Genomic DNA, 20,790 nt, shown 5'->3' with positions numbered 1-20,790 from the left:
CCATCACGCTGAACGAGACCGATTTGGACGACACCAATCCAGTGATCGCCAACCAAACCTTCTCTTATGCAGAAAATCGTGCGGCTGGCACCACAGTCGCGACGGTAGTCGCTTCAGACAACGTGGGAGTGACGGGCTACAGCTTCACGGCGACTGGCACCAACACCAGCGCTGATGGTTTCTACCAAATCAGCAACACCGGCGTGATCACGATCACGGCGGCAGGAGCAGCCTCTGGCGTCAACGACTTTGAACAAGGCACCAATACTGGCAACTACGGCATCACGGTACGTGACGCGGCTGGCAACAACAGCAGCGCCACCATCACGCTGAACGAGACAAACGTAAATGACAACGCGCCAGTCATTGACCTGGATGCAAATAATTCCACAACAAGCGGTGCGAATTTTGTTACTAGCTATACTGAAAATGGGGTAGGCATCTCTGTTGCTGATAATGACATTGCAATCACTGATGTTGACTCTACTAATTTAGTGAGTGCAGTGATTACATTAACCAATATGCAAGCTGGTGATGTACTTGCTGCTGGTGTTTTACCTGCTGGAATTACGAGCAGCATAGTAGGCAATGTAGTTACATTAAGTGGCAACGCAACTTTGGCTAATTACCAAACAGCAATTCGTGCGATTACTTTTGCAAACACCAGCGATGCGCCAAATACAACCCCGAGAAATATTACTGTTGTTGTTAATGATGGATCTGCGAACTCTAATACGGCTACAACCACTATTAATGTGATTGCTGTGAATGATGCACCTGTAGGTGTTGCGGATATATTTAACGGCGCAAATAGTGTGGTGGAAGTGACGACGGTTGTTCGTGGTAATGTGTTGGCGAATGATACTGATGTTGATTCGCCACTTGCTAATTTGACAGTAGCTCAATTTGCAACAAATAGTGGTTCTACTGCCACTACAGCAAATGGTTCTAATGCCATTACAACGGCGCTAGGTGGTACGGTGGTTATGAATGCAAATGGCACATTTACTTATACTGCGCCCGTGCGTAACCATGGGGATGCAACACTTGATGTGGATAGTTTTGTCTACCGTGCAACAGATGGCAGTTTAAACTCTGCATGGACCACGGTCACTATTAACGTAACCGACAGCCAACTACTTGCCAATAGCGATACCGATAGCGTTGGTATTGGAGGTAGCACTACCGGTAATGTTTTAACAGGGGCAGGCGGCGCTACAGCTGATAGCCTTGGGGCTGATGCGCCTGTGGCGATTACCAATGTAACCATCGCCGCAGCTTTGTCCAATACACTGGGTGCGGGTAATGTTCGTACTATTGTTACCAATAACGGTACTTTGGTGATTGATCAAGATGATGGTAGCTACACCTACACTTCTTCATTGTCTAATCGCCAAGTGGTAGCAGGTACAGGTAGTAATACTCAGGCCGTTTGGACATCTGCAGGAATTAGTACCTATGGTTTTGATGGTTCAAGTCCACAAACTGGATCTAATCTAAATCTGTCTAACCTAACTGCTTCTGCGGCAGGGTTTGTAAGGCATCGTGATAATAGCGGAACAAATAATGACGGTTTAGGTGTCGAGTCTTCTACAGGTAGTTCAAACAATAACCGAATTGAGAGTGGTGAGCATCTGGTGTTAGATTTAGGTGCTGGTTTTGGTACTACTTCCGCCAGTGTGACACTTACAGATTTAAGTAATGGCGAGACTGCAACATGGCGTGCTTATGATGCGAGCGGTAACTTTGTTGCGACTGGCACCATTGTGGGGACCAGTGGGAACAACAATATTCAAACAGGTCTAATCTCTACAGGTACCGCGTTCAGATATATACAATTTACATCATCGGGTGCTACCTATCGTATTGATGGGCTAACTGCCACTCAAGATTTAAGTAGCATAACGCCAGATGCCTTTACTTATACGATAGCCGATGCAGACGGTAGTGCATCTTCTGCAACGCTGACTGTAACCACAGATTCAACAGTGACAGCAGTTGCTGACAATGCCACCGTATACGAGGCGGCATTAGCCACTGGTACACAGCCAACGCTGACGTCAGAAGCAGTCACTGGCAACTTACTTGCAAACGATACAGGTGTCAGTGGTACAACCCAAATTACTAGCGTTAATGGCACTTCACCAGTCGGTGGAGTCATTACTATCAGCAATTCAATCGGCACTTTAACGGTATATACTCAGGCCACTGGTGGATTTGCTAAAGGGGACTATGTTTACACCTTAAACTCTGCAACTACACAAGGGGTGAACGACGCGCCAAGCTTTAACTATGTGTTGACTAATACCTTTAACGGTCAAACCACTAACTCAACGTTAAATATCAATATTGTGGACGATGCACCGGTACGTATTGGTGATATCTCACAAACGCTGACTTCACCTTCACTCACTACCTATAACTTGGTATTGGTGATCGACCGTTCAGGCAGTATGGCGTTTGACGCAGCAGGGCGTGCATCAAATGACCCACTGTTTGATGCAGCGAGTGCACGTATGCTGATTGCTAAAAATGCGTTAGCAGAGTTGGTGAATAAATTTGATGGCTTGGGTAACGTTAACGTCAAGATTGTAGATTTCTCTTCGGATGCTACCGAGACTAATTGGTATCTCGATGATACGACCGGAGCAATTAACTACATTAATAATATTCAACCGACAGGTGGTACACAGTACACTACGGCATTAAATGAGCTGATGACTGGTTACACTCAGCCACCAGCTGATAAGACCTTGATCTACTTTGTGACCGATGGTGACCCGAACGCTGGCTTTGGACTGACTTCGACTTCGACACCAACTATCGCTCAGTGGGAGAACTTTGTACAAAATACCTCAGCAACTGGTAATACCTCACCTTCTATCGCCTTCGGTGTGGGTATCGGTCCATCAGTGAGCCTGACTAACTTGTTGCCAATTGCTTATCCAAATAACGATACTGATCCGGTCGATGGTCAGGAGGATTACGCGATTCGCGTCGTCAATCCATCAGACTTGGCAGCCTCATTGCTGGCTACCGTAGATGGTGGTTTGGTGGCAGGTACGCTTTCTGTGGTGTCCGGTGCTGGCAGTACCACTGGCTTCCTGCTGGGTGCGGATGGCGGCAGCGTCCAAAGCATCTTGGTGGACGGTATCACTTATAATTATGTCTCCGGTGGCCCAACCAGTATCACCATTAACACCAATAAGGGTGGCCAATTAGAGGTGGATTGGATTACAAGCACCTACACATATAGCTTGGTGGTGAATGCAACTATCCAAAACCAACAAGAGGTATTTGTCGTAACGGCCGTAGACGGTGATGGAGATTTAGCTAATCTTAATCTGGTGATTAACTTGGATTACATTGCCAACTTAGATGCCAACCATGACACTATTCTGACTAACGTGACTGCTGGTACGCCAATTAACATCAGCTCAGCCTTGTTGCTTCACAATGATACATTGGTTAACGGCATAGGTACGATTACCGGTACTAGCAACGCAGTGAATGGTACTGTTGGTGGTACTAGCAATATCGTGTTTAACCCAAGTGCAACTACGGCTAAAACCATACAGGTAGAAACCGAGACATTGTTGAGTGGTAGTGTGTATGACAATACCTCGTATGCGATGAATAACGTGCGTGAAAATGCGGTGGACTTAACTGATAGAACGCGCTATGGCACAGTGCTGCCAGGTGGTCAAGCATGGGCGGTAGATATGGCAGGCAAAACCCAAGTCTTCAGCGGCCGTATTGCCAATACCTCTACGGTAAAAGATATTGATTACGTGAAGGTGAGATTGTTTGCGGGCGAGCGTATCTTTATTGATGTCGATAACCAGTCACAAAATATGATAGGTGCCGTGGAGTATATTAATAGCTCAGGCACATTGGTTAGTACAACTTTAGCAACACTTAGTGGTGCTCCTAATGCTTACTTTACAGCGCCTGTCGATGGTGAATATTATATTCGCGTTGAATCTTCAGCCGCTGGCACAGCTGCTAGCACTGATTACAACTTGTTGATTACTTTGGATCAGATCAGCGGTGCAACCGATGAGCATGGCCAGTTTGACTACACGCTAAGTTCAGGTATCGGTACAGCCGGTGCTACGGCAGATATCTACTCAGTAGCTGGTACTACTATCCGCGGTGGTGATGTCGATGAGGTCATTATTGGCGGCAATACAAACGACACTCTGTATGGTAATGGTGGTAACGATGCAATCTCTGGTGGAGGTGGTAATGACACCATTTATGGTGGCGATGGCGCTGATCGTCTAGATGGTGGTCAGGGCAATGATGTGTTAGATGGCGGCGCTGGTAACGATATCTTAATCGGCGGTGCAGGCAATGATATCCTGACCGGTGGTGCTGGTAGCGACACATTTGTTTGGCATTTGGCTGATAGCGGCACAGTGGGTGTGCCAGCTAGCGATACAATTACTGACTTCAATACCGCCGCTAATGTAGATAAGTTGGACTTGCGCGATTTGTTGCAGGGTGAGACCGCAGTAGGTGTGGGTGCTAATTTAGAAGACTACCTGCATTTTGAAAAAGTGGGTACTGATACAGTGGTACATATCAGTAGCAACGGTAGTTTCAATAATGGCTATAACCCAGCAGCTGAAGTACAAACGATTACATTACAGAATGTTGATTTGATTGGAACCAATACAAGTGACCAGCAAATCATTCAAAATCTGATAAATAATCAAAAGTTAATTACGGATTAATGATTCGATAATCCCAACATTAATTTAAGCGCTTCAACCTAAGACCTTTAGTGGCTATGTCACTAAAGGTCTTTTTATTTAGATATTTAGATGAGATTTGTCGAAATGTCATCATTTTCAACTATTCTCAATCAAGTCGGTCATGATTAAAAATCATTTAATGTGTCAATTAATAGACACTTTTCATTGCAACTCTTGTTGTTGATATGCTGAATTTAGCGGCTTATCTTCATTAAATATGGCTCGCTCAAGAAAAATATCACGCTGGAGTGCATTGTAAATTTTTGTAATGTACTTAAGTAATATCATGTAAATGATTGATAATCCTCATTCTATTATGTAACATCTGCGCTTTAATCAGTGCTGTATACGGTCATTGAAGTGAACTGACTTAAGCTTCTGATTGCTAATCTGGTATATTTCTTGCTCATGCACATGTCGATATAGTATTGTTCAGTGCATGATGCAGACGCTAATAAGACTAGAAAAAGTTTTTAGAATTGGGAGAGTGAGTTGAGTCAACGATTTAAATATAAATTAAGTTATTTGTTCTTGCTAGGTTTGAGCGTGTTCAACATTGATGTTGCACGTGCAGCGGAACCTTTAATTAGCTTAAAAGATATGGTTGAAAAAACAATCACTTCGAATCCTGAAGTTCAAGCTAGGTATCACAAATTTTTAGAAGCAGGCTACGAGCAGGATACTGTTCGCGGTGGCTTTTTGCCAAAAGCTGATCTTGTTTCTACCTACCGCAACCAAGAAGAGTTGGTCAAAAATACGAGCAATACGCAAATCCCGCGTATGAATAATGAGTTAGTGTTAAGGCAAATGATTTTTGACGGCTTTGCAACCAGTAATGAAGTTAAACGTCTGGGACATGCTAGCAGGGTTCGCTATTTTGAGCTGCAAAGCGTAATGCAAAGTACCACACTAGAGTTTGTGCGTGCTTACTTAGATACGCTACGCTACCAAGAGTTAATTCAATATGCAAAAGACAACTATGTGATACATAAGCAGTTATTTGATCGTATTCAGGAGCGCGTGAATGCTGGCGTCGCGCGTAAGGTCGATTTGGAGCAGGCAAGTGGTCGTTTGGCGTTGGCAGAAGCTAACTTACTTACTGAAACGACGAACTTGCACGATGTAACGGCTAGATTGCAAAGATTGTATGGTGAGTTGCCGCCAGCAACATTAGAAGCGCCGACATTATTCAATGCGAATTTGGAGCCAAGCTCAGAAGCTGCATTAAAAGTGGCATATAGACAAAATCCGGACTTGTTATCAACGATTGAGGATATTCAAGCCAAAAAGAACGAGATTAAAACGAATGAGTCTCGCTACTATCCTCAGTTGAATTTACAAGCACGTAAAAACTTAGGTACCAGTTCTGATGGTCGCTACAGCAATAGTGCGGCAGACTTGCTTGAGTTAACCATGAACTTTAATTTATTTAACGGCTTTTCTGATAAAAACTCAGTCAGTACCGCTGCTCAAAAGCTTAATGGCGCACATGATCAGCGTGATAAAGCGTGTATTGACACACGTCAGCTAGTTACGATTGCTTACAATGATGTTAAACAGCTTACTGAACAACGTGTTTACAGAGCTAAGCACAAAACATCAATTGAGAATGCGCGCGAAGCTTATCGTAAGCAGTACGATATTGGCCAGCGTACGCTATTGGATTTGCTGGACTCTGAGAACGAGTATTTTCAGGCTAAGCGTAGTTTGACCAACACCGAGTATGATTTGCAGTTAGCGCATGCAAGAACCTATGCCGGCCAAGGTGAGCTACTCAATAAAATAGGCGCACAACGTGGTAACTTACCTGAGTATGCGCGTGAGGAGTATTTAGATAATGAAAATGTTTGCCAAGCTTTAGCACCGGTACAGGTTCAAATCGATAAAGCTGCATTGGTAGCGGATGCCAAACCATTGGCTAATATTTACCCATCAATGGCTAAACCGATAGCGCCTGTTGCAACGCCAGTCGTAGCGCCGGTGACTGCGCAAGCTTGTAATGTACAAGCGATTACTGACAGAGTGAATGATTGGGCGAGCTCATGGCGTCAGAAAGATGCGGATCGCTATTTCCGATTCTATGCGGATAAATTTGCACCAGAGGCGCCGCTGGATAGAGCTACATGGGAAAAACAACGCCGCCAACGTTTAAGCACCAATGGCAAAATTGGCTTGAAGATTGAAGATCTGCAAGTGAGTTGCGATGGCGATACTGGTAAAGCTACATTTAAACAGGCATACACCTTAACCAACTTTAAAATTAAAAAAGTGGCAGACACCTCTTGTGAGGTTTGCAATATGCAGCGTACACCAATTATTACTTATCAAGATAGTGTAAACAAAGAGCTACAATTTCAAAATGAAAGCAGTGATTGGAAAATTATCCGCGAGCTAGTGAAGTAATCTAGGTGATTAACTTTGCTTGCTGAGTGACTTAACTTAAAGTTTTTTACTTACAGTAATCTAGAAGTAAAACAGCCATTCAATAAAAGCGCACCCTAATGATATTAGTGGTGCGCTTTATTTTTGGACCATATTGGGCGTGGCTGAGCGGGGTTTTTGGGTGTTGTGAGTATAAAAATACGATTGAAAGTGCAAATGTAGAAAAATAATTAAAAAATGATGAAATAGTTTTGCAATATTTTCAGTAATTGTTATAGAATACGCACCGTTGTTTGATCTACACCTTCCATCCGCCCGGGTGGTGAAATTGGTAGACACAAGAGACTTAAAATCTCTCGCGCGTAAGCGTGTGCCGGTTCGACTCCGGCCCCGGGCACCAAATATATATCCAATTCAAGTTACTTATCCCAAAAAGCTGGCCGCTTCTTGTGCGATTTTTATTCTTAATGCTGCTTCCTGATTGATATTGCTTAGTCGTACAGCTAAGTCTAGAATGAAGTTGACTTTGCGTGGTAATGCGCGTGTTCCTGCTTTATCAGTATTTATCACGTCATACTTGATGAGTCAGCTTTTCTTACCTTTAACAGCAAGAGGGTCAATGCGGCGCATTCTGATATCGATTGGATTTATCCTGTTGGTTGGGGCTGGCGTTTGGTATTTTACAAAGCCACTGCCGCTGCCCGTCACTCTTTTTGTTGTACAGCCTGGGCTAGTGGAGTCCAGCGTTTCAAATACACGGGCTGGCTCGGTTGAGGCATGCTTACGTACCCGTTTATCTCCAATCATCGGTGGTCGTATCGCATATCTAGGCGTTAAAAAAGGCGACCATGTTAAAAAAGGCCAAGTACTCATCCAATTGTGGAATGAGGATCAGCAAGCGCAAAGCGCGTTAGCACTCAAGCAAGTAGACAGTGCACGTAAGCGTGTTGGTGAAGTATGTATTTTGGCTGAAAATGCTGAGCGAGAGGCTGCGCGCAGTACGCAGCTCAGGCAACGCGGTTTTATTTCCGAATCTGCAGAAGAAAAGTCACGTTCGGAGGCAAGGTCACGCCGTGCGGCATGCTTATCCATCAACACCGAGATTGCCCAAGCGCAAGCGAGATTGAAGCTAGCTCAGGTTGAGCAGGGCCGCACTGTATTGGCTGCGCCATTTGATGGCGTGGTTGCTGATATTGTTGGTGAGTTGGGTGAGTACACTACACCTTCGCCACCGGGTGTAGCTACGCCACCGGCAATAGATTTAATTGATAGTTCATGCCTTTACGTGCAAGTACCAATGGATGAAGTGGATGCGCCTAAAATTAAGCTGGGGCAACCTGCACGTATTGTGCTGGATGCGCTACCGGGTAAAACCTTGTTGGGTCATGTTAAACGTGTTGCGCCTTATGTAGTTGCGGTGGAAAAACAGGCACGCACGATTGATGTAGATGTTGCACTAGATAATACTGCCGATATCAAGCAGTTATTAGTGGGCTATAGCGCAGATGTTGAGGTGGTTTTAGAAAGTCGTGACCACGTATTGAGAATACCAACCTCTGCATTGCTGGAGGGCAGTAGAGTGCTGCTTTACCAAGATAAAACCAGAAAACTGGAAGCACGGTCCGTAAAAACTGGCATCGCTAATTGGCAATATACCGAGATATTGCAGGGGCTTAACAAAGGTGACCGCATTGTTACTTCTGTAGATCGTGAGGGGGTACAGGCCGGTGCTTTAGTCAGCGTGGAGTCGTCTGGACGCTAAGTTATGACTGAGGCCGATACTCTTATCCGTTTAGCGCATATCGGCCGCACTTTTTATTTAGGTGACGCTCAGGTGCATGCGCTGCGTGATATTAACCTCAATATACAACAGGGTGAGTATATTGCGGTGATGGGCCCGTCAGGTTCTGGTAAATCTACATTGCTCAACGTGTTGGGGCTGTTAGATCGTGCAGATGCTGGTGTATATCATTTAGCTGGACGTGATGTCACTACACTTGCAGCCGATGAGCAGGCGCGTGTGCGTAGTGAGCATGTCGGTTTTATTTTTCAGAGCTTTCATTTAGTACCAAGGTTAACTGCTGCAGCCAATATTGAGCTGCCGCTGATGCTTGCAGGCATTAATCCCGATGAACGTGCTCAGCGCGTGAAACAGGTGCTGCATGATTATGGTTTAGATGCACGCGCCGAGCATAGACCCAATGAGTTATCTGGCGGCCAGCGGCAGCGCGTGGCAATTGCGCGAGCCACTGTCATGCAGCCAACCCTGTTATTAGCAGACGAGCCTACCGGTAACTTGGATAAAGTAACGGGTGAGGAGGTGGTAGCTTTGCTCGAAGCATTAAATGGGCAAGGCGTGACCTTGATTGTGGTGACGCATGATCAGTCGCTAGGGGCTCGCGCGCGCAGGCAAATTAAAATGGATGATGGTGCGATTGTAAGCGACACCGCAGCTAGCGTTATTGTTGGGGCAACACGCGATGAGAGTACCTGATGCTTTACGCTTTGCCAGCTACGCCGCCATTGGTTCACCCGTGCGCACGGCGTTACTAGTGCTGGCCATGGCGATAGGCGTTGCCTCTGTAGTGGTGTTAACGGCATTGGGCGATGGCGCAAGACGTTACGTCGTGGATGAGTTCTCTGCTATCGGTACAAATTTAGTGATTGTTTTGCCTGGGCGTTCGGAGACGCGTGGATTTAACCCCGCCAATTTAGTGACGAGTACGCCGCGAGATTTAACAGTTAACGATGCTGAAGCCCTGCTGCGGCTGGCAGGCGTTAAAAGGGTGTCTCCTTTGGTCGTGGCGACAACCGAAATTAAGGCATCTGGAAAGCTGCGTGAATCTATCTTAATCGGTACTAATGCTGATTATATCCAGTTGCGTAATCTTAAGTTGTCACTAGGGCGATTCCTTGCAAACACTGAGTTCGGTGGCGGTTCACCTGAGGTGGTGCTAGGTGCAGTAATACGCAAAGAGTTATTCGGCACCGAGAATCCCATAGGAAAAAGTGTACGCATCGGTGACAGAAAGTATCGGGTGGTAGGTGTTTTAGCAGAGGGTGGCCGTGGTCTTGGTATTAGCAGTGATGATGTAGCGATCGTGCCTATCAATAGCGCACAAGCAATGTTAAATACCAATACTTTGTTCCGCATTTTAATTGAGGCGCATAGTCGTGAACAAATTAACCCGGTGAAGTCGCGTGTGTTAAAGACTATTATTGCTCGGCATGAAGGTGAAGAGGATGTTACCGTCATTGCACAAGATGCCGTATTGCAAACTTTCGATAAAATTCTCAATGTATTAACACTAGGCATTGCGGGTATTGCTGCAATAAGCCTTGCAGTTGCCGGTATATTAGTCATGAATGTCATGCTCGTTTCAGTCACGCAGCGCACTGCAGAAATTGGTTTGTTAAAAGCACTGGGGGCGACTACTAGGGCAGTGCAGCAGTTGTTCTTGTTTGAGGCATTGCTGCTTTCTGTAGCTGGTGCTGTTGTCGGGGTGGGGTTTGGTTATCTGGGCGCGGCATTTTTACGTTATTTATACCCTACGTTTCCTGCATATCCACCGTTATGGGCTGTACTAGCAGGTTTAGGCATCGCTTTAGTGGCCGGTTTGGTATTTGGCGTGATGCCAGCCAGAAATGCCGCCAAGTTGGATGCGATTCAGGCATTATCCAGAAAATAATGATGATTTAATCGCGATTACTACTTACCTATGTGATTGCAAAAGCGTTTAAGATAAGAGCGTATATGTTAATTAGAGATGCTATACGGTTCGCTATACAGGCCATGAGTGCGCATCGGCTACGCAGCCTTTTAACGATGCTTGGTATTGCCGTGGGGATATGGTCTGTGATTTTGCTGACCTCGATTGGCGAAGGCATGCATCGCTACGTATTAGCGGAGTTTACGCAGTTCGGTACCAATGTCATTGCAATTGCCCCTGGCAAGGTTAAAACCGGTGGACAAGCGCCGGCGGGGATTCCATCCACTGCACGTTTACTTACCATGGAAGATGCGATTGCACTAAAGCAGTTGCCCAATGTGACTGGTGCAACGCCTACGGTATGGGGTAACTCGGAGCTAGCCGCCAATGGGCGCTTACGGCGTTCAACTGTGTATGGGGTTGATGCCGATTTTACTCGGGTTTTCAGCTCTTCGGTACGTATCGGTAGTTTTTTGCCTGCAGCCAATATGGGTGATTCGCGTGCCATGATTGTGCTTGGCAGTAAGTTGCGTGATGAGCTGTTTGGCCAGCAAAATCCATTAGGTGCTCGCGTCAAAATCGGCGGTCTGCATTTTCGCGTGATTGGGGTGATGGCGCCTAAGGGGCAGTTTCTCGGTATTGATCTTGATGACACGGCATTTATTCCCACTGAGCGTGCGTTGGAACTATACAACCGCGAAGGCCTGATGGAAATTCATGTGATTTACCAAGAAGGCGTAGCTTCCGCTAGCGTTGCTAAGGTAGTGAAATCTTTGTTGAAGTTACGGCATGGGGCTGAAGATTTTACCGTGACCACACAGGAAGATATGCTCAATACACTGTCGAATATACTCAACATATTAACGATGGCGGTGGGGGCGTTGGGCGGCATCTCACTATTGGTAGGTGGCGTAGGGATTGTCACGATTATGACGATTGCCGTGAGCGAGCGTACCAATGAAATAGGTTTGATGATGGCACTGGGTGCGCAGCGTGCAACGGTGTTGTTTTTGTTTCTGGGTGAGTCTGTCGCCTTAGCATCATTGGGCGGTTTATGTGGCCTGTTATTTGGGATCGTGACCGCGCAGCTTCTGCAATTTTTATTGCCGGCTTTGCCAGTACATACGCCGTGGAGCTTTGCTATTGGCTCACTGTTAATTTCCATGATGATCGGCCTGTTAGCAGGTGTAATACCTGCCAGAAGCGCATCGATGTTAGACCCAATTAACGCTTTGAGAGCAGAGTAGCGAGCTGAAAATATCTCGCGTATGAATGGCTGCTATCAGCTTATAATAACGCGCTGGGTCCACAAGTTAACTGATTGATATTGCGGCAGTAGTATCTGCAACATAATGAATAGACAATAAACAATGGAACAAAAAAACTCTCCTATTGAAGCTGCTCGCCAGACCTTGATACAACTGATGCAACGTAAGTTGCCGCCCACACCAGATCACTTTCGTAGTGTTTACGATGAAATCATGGGGGTTAAGTCGATAGACCAATCCGCAGAACTGGGTAAGACGCTGGAGAAAGTGCTTCAGCAAGCCGGTAAGCAAAAGCCCAAATATATTGCAGTTGCACAGGCGCTTAATCCACTCATCGAAAAAGGGGATTGGCCTAAAGTAGAAGAGCAGCTAACCAAGTTGTTTCCATCAAGTGCCACAAGCGCTAATGTAGAGGAGGCCAACTGGTCTAACGTTATTCGTAACTTACTGAAGCAGTTGGAGGTTAGCCACAAAGGTGTGACCTTAAGCCGCAAAAAAGAAGGTTTGAGTAAGGTGTTGGTTAATTTTGCCAGCGATTCAGATGTGCTCGCGCAAAAGATTCAGGCATTGGTGAGCTCTTGGGGGTTAAGTGGCACTGCGGATGCCGTGATGTCTTCAGATGTTGCGGATGCCACCGCCTCGGCTAATGTGGCAACACCTACCGTCTCTGCTAGCTCTATCACTGGCTCTAGCCAATGGCGTGACATGCTATTAAGAGCCTTTGAGCTGTCGATTATTCCAAACTTAACAGATACCCCAGATTTACACCAAAAAGCAGTCAGCTTGCTTGATCGCATGCAGAAGGCAAGCAATGAGCAGAGCTTAATGATCTGTGCTGCGGATTTAAAATCTATTTTATTATCGCTTGAGATGCAGCGCGATCAGCAAAGCCGGATTCATGAGTCACTATTACAGCTGTTGCGCTTAGTACTTTCGAGTATGGGCGAGATGGTGCAGGCTGAAGATAAATGGCTTTATGCACAAACCACAGTCATTAGTGACATTGTATCTAAGCCTGTTAATCTTAATACACTATACGATGCTGAAAGTAGCTTGAAAGAGCTGGTGTATAAGCAAGCCCAGCTAAAGCCTGCACTCACCGAAGCAAAAGACACCTTGAAAAAAATGGTGACAACTTTTGTGGATAGGCTGGTGGAAATGACGGAAAGCACCAGCGACTATCACGACAAGATTGAAGCTTATCAACAAAAAATAGCGACTACCGATAACATTGGCGAACTGAACGTATTGCTTAATAGTATCCTTGATGACACGCGCTCGATTGGCTTAACTGTACAGCGCACTCGCGATGAGTTTATGAACAGCCAGAAACAGGCACTTGCTGCAGAGAAACGCATTCAGGAGCTGACTGCTGAGCTTGATTATATTGGGCAGGTGGCACATCAAGATTACTTAACTGGTGCATTAAATCGGCGTGGGATGGATGAAGCGCTAGAGCGCGAGTTTAGCCGCGCCGATCGCCATAACACGACCCTATGTGTTGCAATGCTGGATATTGACCACTTTAAAAAGCTTAACGATACGCTCGGCCATGCAACTGGCGATGAGGCCTTGACGCATCTGGTTAAAGTACTGAAAGATGTATTACGCACGACGGATGTACTGGCGCGTTACGGCGGTGAAGAGTTTATTATTATCTTGCCGGCAACGCCACAAGATGAGGCGGTGAAAGTGATTACACGCGTACAGCGCGAGCTCACTAAAAACTTCTTTATGCATAATAGTGAACGGGTACTCATTACCTTTAGTGCTGGTGTTGCTGAGCGTGTGGGCAATGAAAGCCCTGAAGCGCTTATTCCGCGGGCTGATGCTGCTCTCTATAAAGCAAAGCACAGCGGGCGTAATCGGGTAATTGGTTCTGAAAACTTGCCTGAGAGTTTGGTTTAGGTTTTTAGAGCGTTGCTAAGCGATTAGTAACCATAACGTACAACGGCGGGCAGATGTTTAAGCTCCTCATCGTTATATAAGCGACCGCGTGTAATAAATGCTTGACCTGATCCGCAATCCAAAGAAAATGAGCCGCTAGAGCCTGGCACTGCATCCAGTATCGTGTGCGTGTTTTCTGCGAACGAAAAATGGCTATCACCCATATAGAAAATAGCACCTGCTAATTCGCCAAGTACCACATCGGAAGGGCTAGGCCTAAATTCATTGGCGGGCATACACAATGGACCGCTCCCTTCGCAGCAACCACCGGATTGGAAAAAAATAATAGGGCCATGTGCAAGTGTGAGCTGCTCAATCAGCGCAAGTGCTGACGGTGTGGCTGAGATTCGATCTGTCATCATAAACCCCTGAAAAAAAGAGGCGGGTTCGCCGCCTCTATGTTTAATCATTTAGCGTGCCTATTATTTTAAATAACAGACACGCTAAAGACTAGCGATAAGCGCAATATTAGAAGAAGCCTAATTTTTTAGCGTTATAGCTTACTAAAAGATTCTTAGTTTGTTGATAGTGATCTAACATCATTTTGTGAGTTTCACGACCAATGCCAGACTCTTTATAGCCACCAAATGCAGCGTGTGCAGGATAAGCGTGGTAACAGTTAGTCCAAACACGACCAGCTTTGATGCCACGACCCATGCGGTAAGCACGGCTACCATCACGTGACCATACACCAGAACCTAAACCAAACACGGTATCATTAGCAATTGCTAATGCTTCAGCTTCATCTTTAAAGGTAGTAACTGCAAGCACTGGGCCAAAAATTTCTTCTTGGAAAATGCGCATTTTGTTATTGCCTTTGAATAAGGTCGGTTTTACGTAATAACCATCGGCTAAAGCGCCTGTTAGGTGGTTACGCTCACCACCGATAAGCAGTTGAGCGCCTTCTTGTTTACCAATATCCATGTAAGACATGATTTTATTGATTTGATCTTCAGAAGCCTGTGCGCCGATCATCGTGTTAGGGTCAAGTGGGTTACCTTGTTTAATAGCAGCTACTCGAGGTAATACACGCTCCATAAACTTGTCATACACAGACTCTTGAATCAGCGCGCGTGACGGGCATGTACAGACTTCACCTTGGTTAAAGGCAAATAACACTAAGCCCTCAACTGCTTTATCAAAGAAGTCGTCGTCAGCTAATGCAATATCTTCAAAGAAGATGTTAGGTGATTTACCACCTAGTTCCAATGTTGCTGGAATCAAGTTGCCAGCAGCGGCTTGTGCAATCACGCGGCCAGTTGCTGTTGAGCCAGTAAATGCAATTTTTGCGATACGACGGCTGTTAGCTAAAGGTGCGCCTACTTCACGGCCGTAACCATTCACAATGTTGATTACGCCTGGAGGCAAGATGTCAGCAATGGTTTCCATCAAGATTAAAATGCTGATCGGTGTAAATTCAGCAGGCTTCATCACGACACAGTTACCTGCAGCAACTGCTGGTGCCAGTTTCCAAGCAGCCATCAAAATCGGGAAGTTCCAAGGGATAATCTGACCAACAACACCTAGCGGTTCGTGGAAATGGTACGCCACTGTGGTTTCATCAATTTCACTCAAGCTACCTTCCTGTGCGCGTAGACAGCCGGCGAAGTAGCGGAAATGGTCAATTGCTAATGGAATGTCTGCATTGACAGTTTCGCGAATCGGTTTGCCGTTATCAACCGTTTCAGCGGTAGCAATCATTTCTAAGCTTGCTTCTAAACGATCTGCAATTTTTAATAGTAAGTTGGCACGTTGCGCTGGCGCTGTACGCGCCCAGCTGTCTGCTGCTGCGTGTGCAGCATCAAGTGCGAGTTCAACATCTTCAGCGCCAGAGCGTGCTGCTTTTGTGTAAGGTTTGCCGGTAATGGGCGTAATCACATCAAAATACTCGCCTTTAACTGGCGCTACCCATTTGCCACCGATAAAATTATCGTATTTGGTTTTGTAAGGTATTGTGACACCAAGACCTTTTAATAAATCTAAACTCATACCAACTCCTATAGTTTTTCTCTCGTTAATATAGTAATTCTTATTGTCTACCCGCAATTATTCGTCAAGAAACTTTAAAATGGGTCAACCCCGCTAAAGTGCTTGTAAATAAACGAGTTTTGTAACACCGCCACTCCAAAACAATAACGCTAAGGCGCAAGCAAATCAAGCATTAGTCGATAGCATTTATAAAATTAATGAATTTATGGAGAGATAAATCCATAATTTTTATCTTCAATAATTTTGGTGATTAATTTAACTTTTGTATGACGCAGGAATCAACTTTTGGTTGCAATATGATTCACAGCTTGAGTTATTTAAAAATAGAAAAAGACAGTTGCTTAAGTTATAGTGTGACTGTCGTATTTAAAAAAACTGCATATTCATTGTTCAAACATGACGGCCGATTTAGCAAACTCATCAATATTTGCGCGTAGCTTTTGGGACGGCTTATTGAATCCAACTTCCTTAAGCCTGGGTAAAGCAATTTTATCCATACTGGTCTTTGCTGAAACCTTGGTCAGTTTCTTTTGGATATACACCTTATCTAGTCTGGGTGAGGGCTACGCTGTGATTGCGGCAGTCCCTTACTTTTATCTGATAATTTCCTACTTTAGCTTATTCATTTTTTACCAGTTTAAGCGCTTTGAGTACTTTACTTTTACGCAACTGATCATGCTGCTGGTGATGCCATTCTTTATGCAATGGATTATTGGCGGGTTCGAAGCCTCTAGCGGCGTTGCCATCTGGGCGATTTTGTCGCCAGTGGGCGCCTTAATGATTTTAGGTACGCGTCAGTCTACTCCATGGTTTTTGCTGTTTCTTGGGTTGGCGTTTCTTTCCTGGAAGCTCAATAACTACTTCGCAATTAACGCGATGCCGATTCCTAATGGGATTAAAGATGCGTTTTTCCTGATGAATATCACTGGTACGGCTGCTATTTTGTATGGTGTTCTGCGCTTTTTTCAGGTGCAGAAAGAGCGCATCATGCACTCCTTAGAAATAGAACAGGCAAGGTCTGAGCAATTGTTGCTGAATATTTTGCCAGCACCAATTGCTCAGCGATTAAAAGACTATGACATGCGCATCGCCGACCACTACGAGAGTGTGACCGTGATGTTTGCAGATTTGATTAACTTTACGCACATGTCAGACAAAATGTCGCCTACGCAGTTGATTGATTTGCTATCACAGATATTTCTACGTTTTGATCAACTGGCAGATAAATATCAAGTGGAAAAAATTAAAACGATTGGCGATGCATACATGGTGGTTTCTGGTGCGCCTATCATTTGTGATAATCATGCGCATCGCATGATGGAGATGGCTTTAGATATGCAGACTGCACTGAAGGAGTTGTCTGAAACTACCGGAATAAGCCTTAGCATGCGTATCGGCATTAATACTGGGCCAGTTGTTGCGGGGGTGATTGGCAGCAGTAAGTTTAGCTACGATTTATGGGGTGATACAGTCAATATGGCTAGCCGTATGGAAGAAACCAGCTTGCCTAATTCAATACAAGTCACACAAGAGACGCAGCAACTGCTAGCACACGACTATATATTCTCTTCACGCAAAGCGGTTGAAGTTAAAGGTAAAGGCATGCTTGACACGTTTATTCTGTTGGGCAGGGCAGTGTAATCAACAAATAAAAAACACAGGGTGTAGGCTTTTTATAGCGAATTGCACTATAATTCGCCCCCTAACGGAAGAGTGGATGAGCGGTTTAAGTCACCACCCTGGAAAGGTGGCATAGGGGTAACCCTATCGAGAGTTCGAATCTCTCCTCTTCCGCCAGTGTTTTTTCTATTTAAAATCAATTGCTAATCAATATTTATCGCGCTGCGTCATAAGGCTTTAGGTAGTGCCTCGTGCTTTTTATGGCGTTGCGATTTCTATACTGATTTCATATTACTGCAATAAAACATAGTTACCTTAATGTTTAAAGATTTACCCGTAATGCAGCAGGGTTTAATCATTAAACTTAATAGGAGCTATGACATGGCAACTCATCAATACATCGAGCAACTAACTAAGCGAGAGGCTCTTTATAGCAAAAGAGTGCAGTATTGCCTCCTGTTAATATTGCTCGCAGTGCTCCCGCTCACAACGTTCTCAAGCAGTGAGGGTGGCTTTCATGTGAAAAGCTTTAGTGTCCTCATTAGACAGTTTGGTGAGATTGGTCTTTCTATGCTTTTTACATTGATCATTATCACTGCATTAGTAGGGCTTCGTAGCTTATGGAAACTGCACAAAACCGCTAGGCTCCGAGCTAAGCATGAGTGGAATGCCTATTCTCTAAGATAAACTATTCATAGATAACCAATGTAGTCCGGCACTGTTAATCTGTGGTTGATTGCAAATAGCTGTTCATGATTTTACGTAGCCGTCATTCATGAACAATGATAGTGTTATTTTTCTACGCAGGCGCATAATGGAATCATTAGAACAAGACACTACGTCAGTTCAAACCAAATACTAGGAGAATGATTATGTGGACAACACCAGCAGCTACTGAAATGCGTTTTGGCTTTGAAGTTACTATGTACGTCATGAACAAATAATACTTGCTTTAAGTATCTAAAAAACCCAGATTATTCTGGGTTTTTTTATGCCTGGCACTTTCAACTATACACATCACATATTTAGCTAAGTTGTTCTAGCCATCAACGCTATACTTCTATTTTTTTCATTTGATGCACTCCTAAAGTAGCTAGAGCACAACAGGTGATGCACTAACAATAACTTCATCGCAATTGGGCGATTGTGACGCCTACTAATCAAGAAAAGTTTTATAGTAATGAGTGATACTGAAATATTAAGAGCTAGTGCTATTAACGGGCTGCATAAGGTGCTTTCATTTAAGCAGCCTTTTGCTTGGTTGATTACAAACGGCTATCTGACAGTAGATGACCGTACTTGGGGTACCACGTATCGTGGCCCTATACTCATTCATGCCAGCAAGGGCTTGTATGATGTTTACTATGATTATCTTAAAGCGAATACCGACATTCCGTTACCGGCTAAAGAGGAGTTCGCGTATGGCGGGGTAGTGGGTGTTGCCGATTTAGTACTTTGTAGCCGCCCAGATGCATTGCCCGAGCGCACAAGCCGCCAGCACCGAGCGCAGTTTAAAGGGGTTAACAGTCGGCATTATGGATTTCTATTTGAACGACCTAGGCCCGTACCTTTTATGCCATGCGCTGGTAAGCTTGGGATTTTTGAAGTAGAAATTGATGCGCTGCTGAGTGCGCCGCCCGCCGCTCAGGCTGAGCTCTTTTAACGTATCTGTCATTGATTAGCATAAGCTTGCTAAGCACTCTATGGTCGTGAAGGCGCTGATTCTCATCATTTTCTTTATGCTTTTTGCTTGTAACTAAATAGCTAAAAGTTATTGTAAGTTGGTGATTTAAATTGCTAGACTCTCACTTATAATCATTCGATTAAAGCTTACAGTTAACGCAGAACAAATAGGAATATTCATGGCAAATTGGTATGAAGACAATGCTCAATCTATCGGTAAAACTCCGTTGGTTAAGTTAAACCGGGTGACAGATGGTGCGCCAGCACTGGTGCTTGCCAAAATCGAAGGCCGTAATCCAGCTTATTCAGTTAAATGTCGCATCGGAGCTGCCATGATCTGGGATGCTGAGCAGCGCGGACTGTTGGGGCCAGGTAAGGAGATTGTTGAGCCTACCAGTGGAAACACTGGTATTGCATTGGCTTTTGTTGCTGCAGCTAGAGGGATTCCGTTAACGCTCACGATGCCAGAAACCATGAGTGTAGAGCGCCGCAAGCTGCTGGTGGCTTACGGTGCAAAGTTAGTGTTAACTGAAGGTGCCAAGGGTATGAGTGGTGCGATTGCAAAAGCAGAAGAAATTGCCGCTTCTGATCCTAACCGTTATGTATTGTTGCAGCAGTTTAAAAACCCAGCTAACCCTGAGATTCACGAAAAAACCACAGGCCCGGAAATATGGGAGGCGACTGATGGAAAAATTGATATTTTAGTATCTGGCGTTGGTACTGGCGGCACAATTACCGGGGTAAGTAGATATATTAAGAACACACAAAAGAAAGCGATCGTTTCAGTTGCTGTTGAACCTGCAGCCAGCCCTGTATTGAGTCAAAAACGTGCTGGTGAGGAAATTAAGCCGGCCCCGCATAAAATACAAGGGATTGGTGCTGGTTTTGTACCTGAAGTGTTAGATCTGTCGCTGATTGATGATATCGCCCAGGTGACCAATGAAGAGGCTGTGCTTTATGCACAGCGCTTAGCTAAGGAGGAAGGCATACTATCCGGTATTTCTTGTGGCGCGGCTGTGGCGGTTGCAGTACGTTATGCAAAGCGCCCAGAGAACGCAGGCAAAACAATCGTTGTGGTATTGCCAGACTCCGGTGAGCGCTATTTGAGCTCTATTCTGTTTGAGGGCTTATTTGACGACAAAGGCATCGCTGTGTAAGCCTAGTCATTAGTCAATAAGGACGTGCTATTAGAGGCCTCCCATGCTGGACATGCATGGGAGGCCTAATTTATTGTTGCTGGGCAATTGTGATGTCTTAGTAATATGCTTGCAGCTAGCCTTGGTGTCATGCCTACATGCAATAAGGTGCAGAACAGGAATTTTTAATTCAGTAGCAAGGTGCAGTAGTGCATAACTTAATGTTCACTGCTTAGTGAGGTTTATCGCAATTTGAGAGTGTAGTGATTCATTTTGATGATGAGAGTTAGTTGTT

13 protein-coding genes and 2 tRNA genes are annotated in these 20,790 nt (G+C 45.0%); 13 read left to right on the top strand and 2 right to left on the bottom strand.

What is annotated here, in order from left to right; translation table 11 throughout:
- The first annotated feature begins 23 nt into the window (after positions 1-23).
- From C3Y98_RS07420 to C3Y98_RS07385, 8 genes are all read left to right on the top strand, one after another.
- Complete coding sequence (locus tag C3Y98_RS07420; protein WP_167759908.1) at positions 24-4,739, top strand: beta strand repeat-containing protein; 4,716 nt, start codon at positions 24-26, stop codon at positions 4,737-4,739.
- 513 nt (positions 4,740-5,252) lie between these two features.
- Positions 5,253-7,163, top strand: a complete 1,911-nt coding sequence (locus tag C3Y98_RS07415; protein ID WP_135277711.1) for a TolC family outer membrane protein — start codon at positions 5,253-5,255, stop codon at positions 7,161-7,163.
- A gap of 292 nt (positions 7,164-7,455) precedes the next feature.
- Positions 7,456-7,542: transfer RNA gene (locus C3Y98_RS07410), tRNA-Leu, on the top strand.
- Positions 7,543-7,761: 219 nt separating this feature from the next.
- On the top strand, positions 7,762-8,904 hold the full coding sequence (locus C3Y98_RS07405) for an efflux RND transporter periplasmic adaptor subunit (RefSeq protein WP_135277709.1): 1,143 nt from the start codon (positions 7,762-7,764) through the stop codon (positions 8,902-8,904).
- 3 nt (positions 8,905-8,907) lie between these two features.
- Complete coding sequence (locus tag C3Y98_RS07400; protein ID WP_135277707.1) at positions 8,908-9,636, top strand: ABC transporter ATP-binding protein; 729 nt, start codon at positions 8,908-8,910, stop codon at positions 9,634-9,636.
- Positions 9,623-10,831 carry an ABC transporter permease gene (locus C3Y98_RS07395; RefSeq protein ID WP_135277705.1) on the top strand — a complete coding sequence of 403 codons (1,209 nt, stop codon included), beginning with the start codon at positions 9,623-9,625 and terminating at the stop codon, positions 10,829-10,831. The genes C3Y98_RS07400 and C3Y98_RS07395 overlap by 14 nt, the downstream gene beginning before the upstream one ends.
- A gap of 65 nt (positions 10,832-10,896) precedes the next feature.
- Entirely contained in the window at positions 10,897-12,099 is a 1,203-nt protein-coding gene (locus C3Y98_RS07390) for an ABC transporter permease (protein ID WP_135277703.1), read from the top strand.
- Between the two features lie 123 nt (positions 12,100-12,222).
- Positions 12,223-14,028 carry a GGDEF domain-containing protein gene (locus C3Y98_RS07385; protein WP_135277701.1) on the top strand — a complete coding sequence of 602 codons (1,806 nt, stop codon included), beginning with the start codon at positions 12,223-12,225 and terminating at the stop codon, positions 14,026-14,028.
- Between the two features lie 23 nt (positions 14,029-14,051).
- Here the strand turns inward: C3Y98_RS07385 and C3Y98_RS07380 are convergent, their stop codons facing one another.
- Both C3Y98_RS07380 and exaC read right to left on the bottom strand, forming a co-directional pair.
- Positions 14,052-14,426: a DUF779 domain-containing protein gene (locus tag C3Y98_RS07380; protein ID WP_135277787.1), complete on the bottom strand. Its 375-nt coding sequence runs from the start codon at positions 14,424-14,426 to the stop codon at positions 14,052-14,054.
- A gap of 109 nt (positions 14,427-14,535) precedes the next feature.
- The gene (exaC, locus tag C3Y98_RS07375; protein WP_135277699.1) at positions 14,536-16,056 is read right to left on the bottom strand and encodes an acetaldehyde dehydrogenase ExaC; all 1,521 of its coding nucleotides are present in this window, start codon (positions 16,054-16,056) and stop codon (positions 14,536-14,538) included.
- 396 nt (positions 16,057-16,452) lie between these two features.
- On the opposite strand from exaC, the gene C3Y98_RS07370 reads away from it, so the two are divergent.
- The 5 genes from C3Y98_RS07370 (at position 16,453) to cysK (ending at position 20,516) form a co-directional block, all read left to right on the top strand.
- A complete protein-coding gene (locus C3Y98_RS07370; RefSeq protein WP_135277698.1) occupies positions 16,453-17,697 on the top strand; it encodes an adenylate/guanylate cyclase domain-containing protein in 1,245 nt (414 codons plus the stop codon).
- Between the two features lie 66 nt (positions 17,698-17,763).
- A tRNA-Ser gene (locus C3Y98_RS07365) sits at positions 17,764-17,853 on the top strand.
- Between the two features lie 695 nt (positions 17,854-18,548).
- On the top strand, positions 18,549-18,620 hold the full coding sequence (gene pqqA / locus C3Y98_RS12905) for a pyrroloquinoline quinone precursor peptide PqqA (protein ID WP_012777389.1): 72 nt from the start codon (positions 18,549-18,551) through the stop codon (positions 18,618-18,620).
- Between the two features lie 236 nt (positions 18,621-18,856).
- The gene (locus C3Y98_RS07355) at positions 18,857-19,339 is read left to right on the top strand and encodes an ASCH domain-containing protein (protein ID WP_135277696.1); all 483 of its coding nucleotides are present in this window, start codon (positions 18,857-18,859) and stop codon (positions 19,337-19,339) included.
- A 199-nt stretch (positions 19,340-19,538) separates the two neighbouring features.
- The gene (gene cysK, locus C3Y98_RS07350) at positions 19,539-20,516 is read left to right on the top strand and encodes a cysteine synthase A (RefSeq protein WP_135277694.1); all 978 of its coding nucleotides are present in this window, start codon (positions 19,539-19,541) and stop codon (positions 20,514-20,516) included.
- Positions 20,517-20,790: the final 274 nt, after the last annotated feature.

Origin of the sequence: Methylotenera oryzisoli (assembly GCF_004661485.1) — a bacterium.
Classification (GTDB): domain Bacteria; phylum Pseudomonadota; class Gammaproteobacteria; order Burkholderiales; family Methylophilaceae; genus Methylotenera; species Methylotenera oryzisoli.
This window is presented reverse-complemented; position numbering and strand designations above follow the sequence as displayed.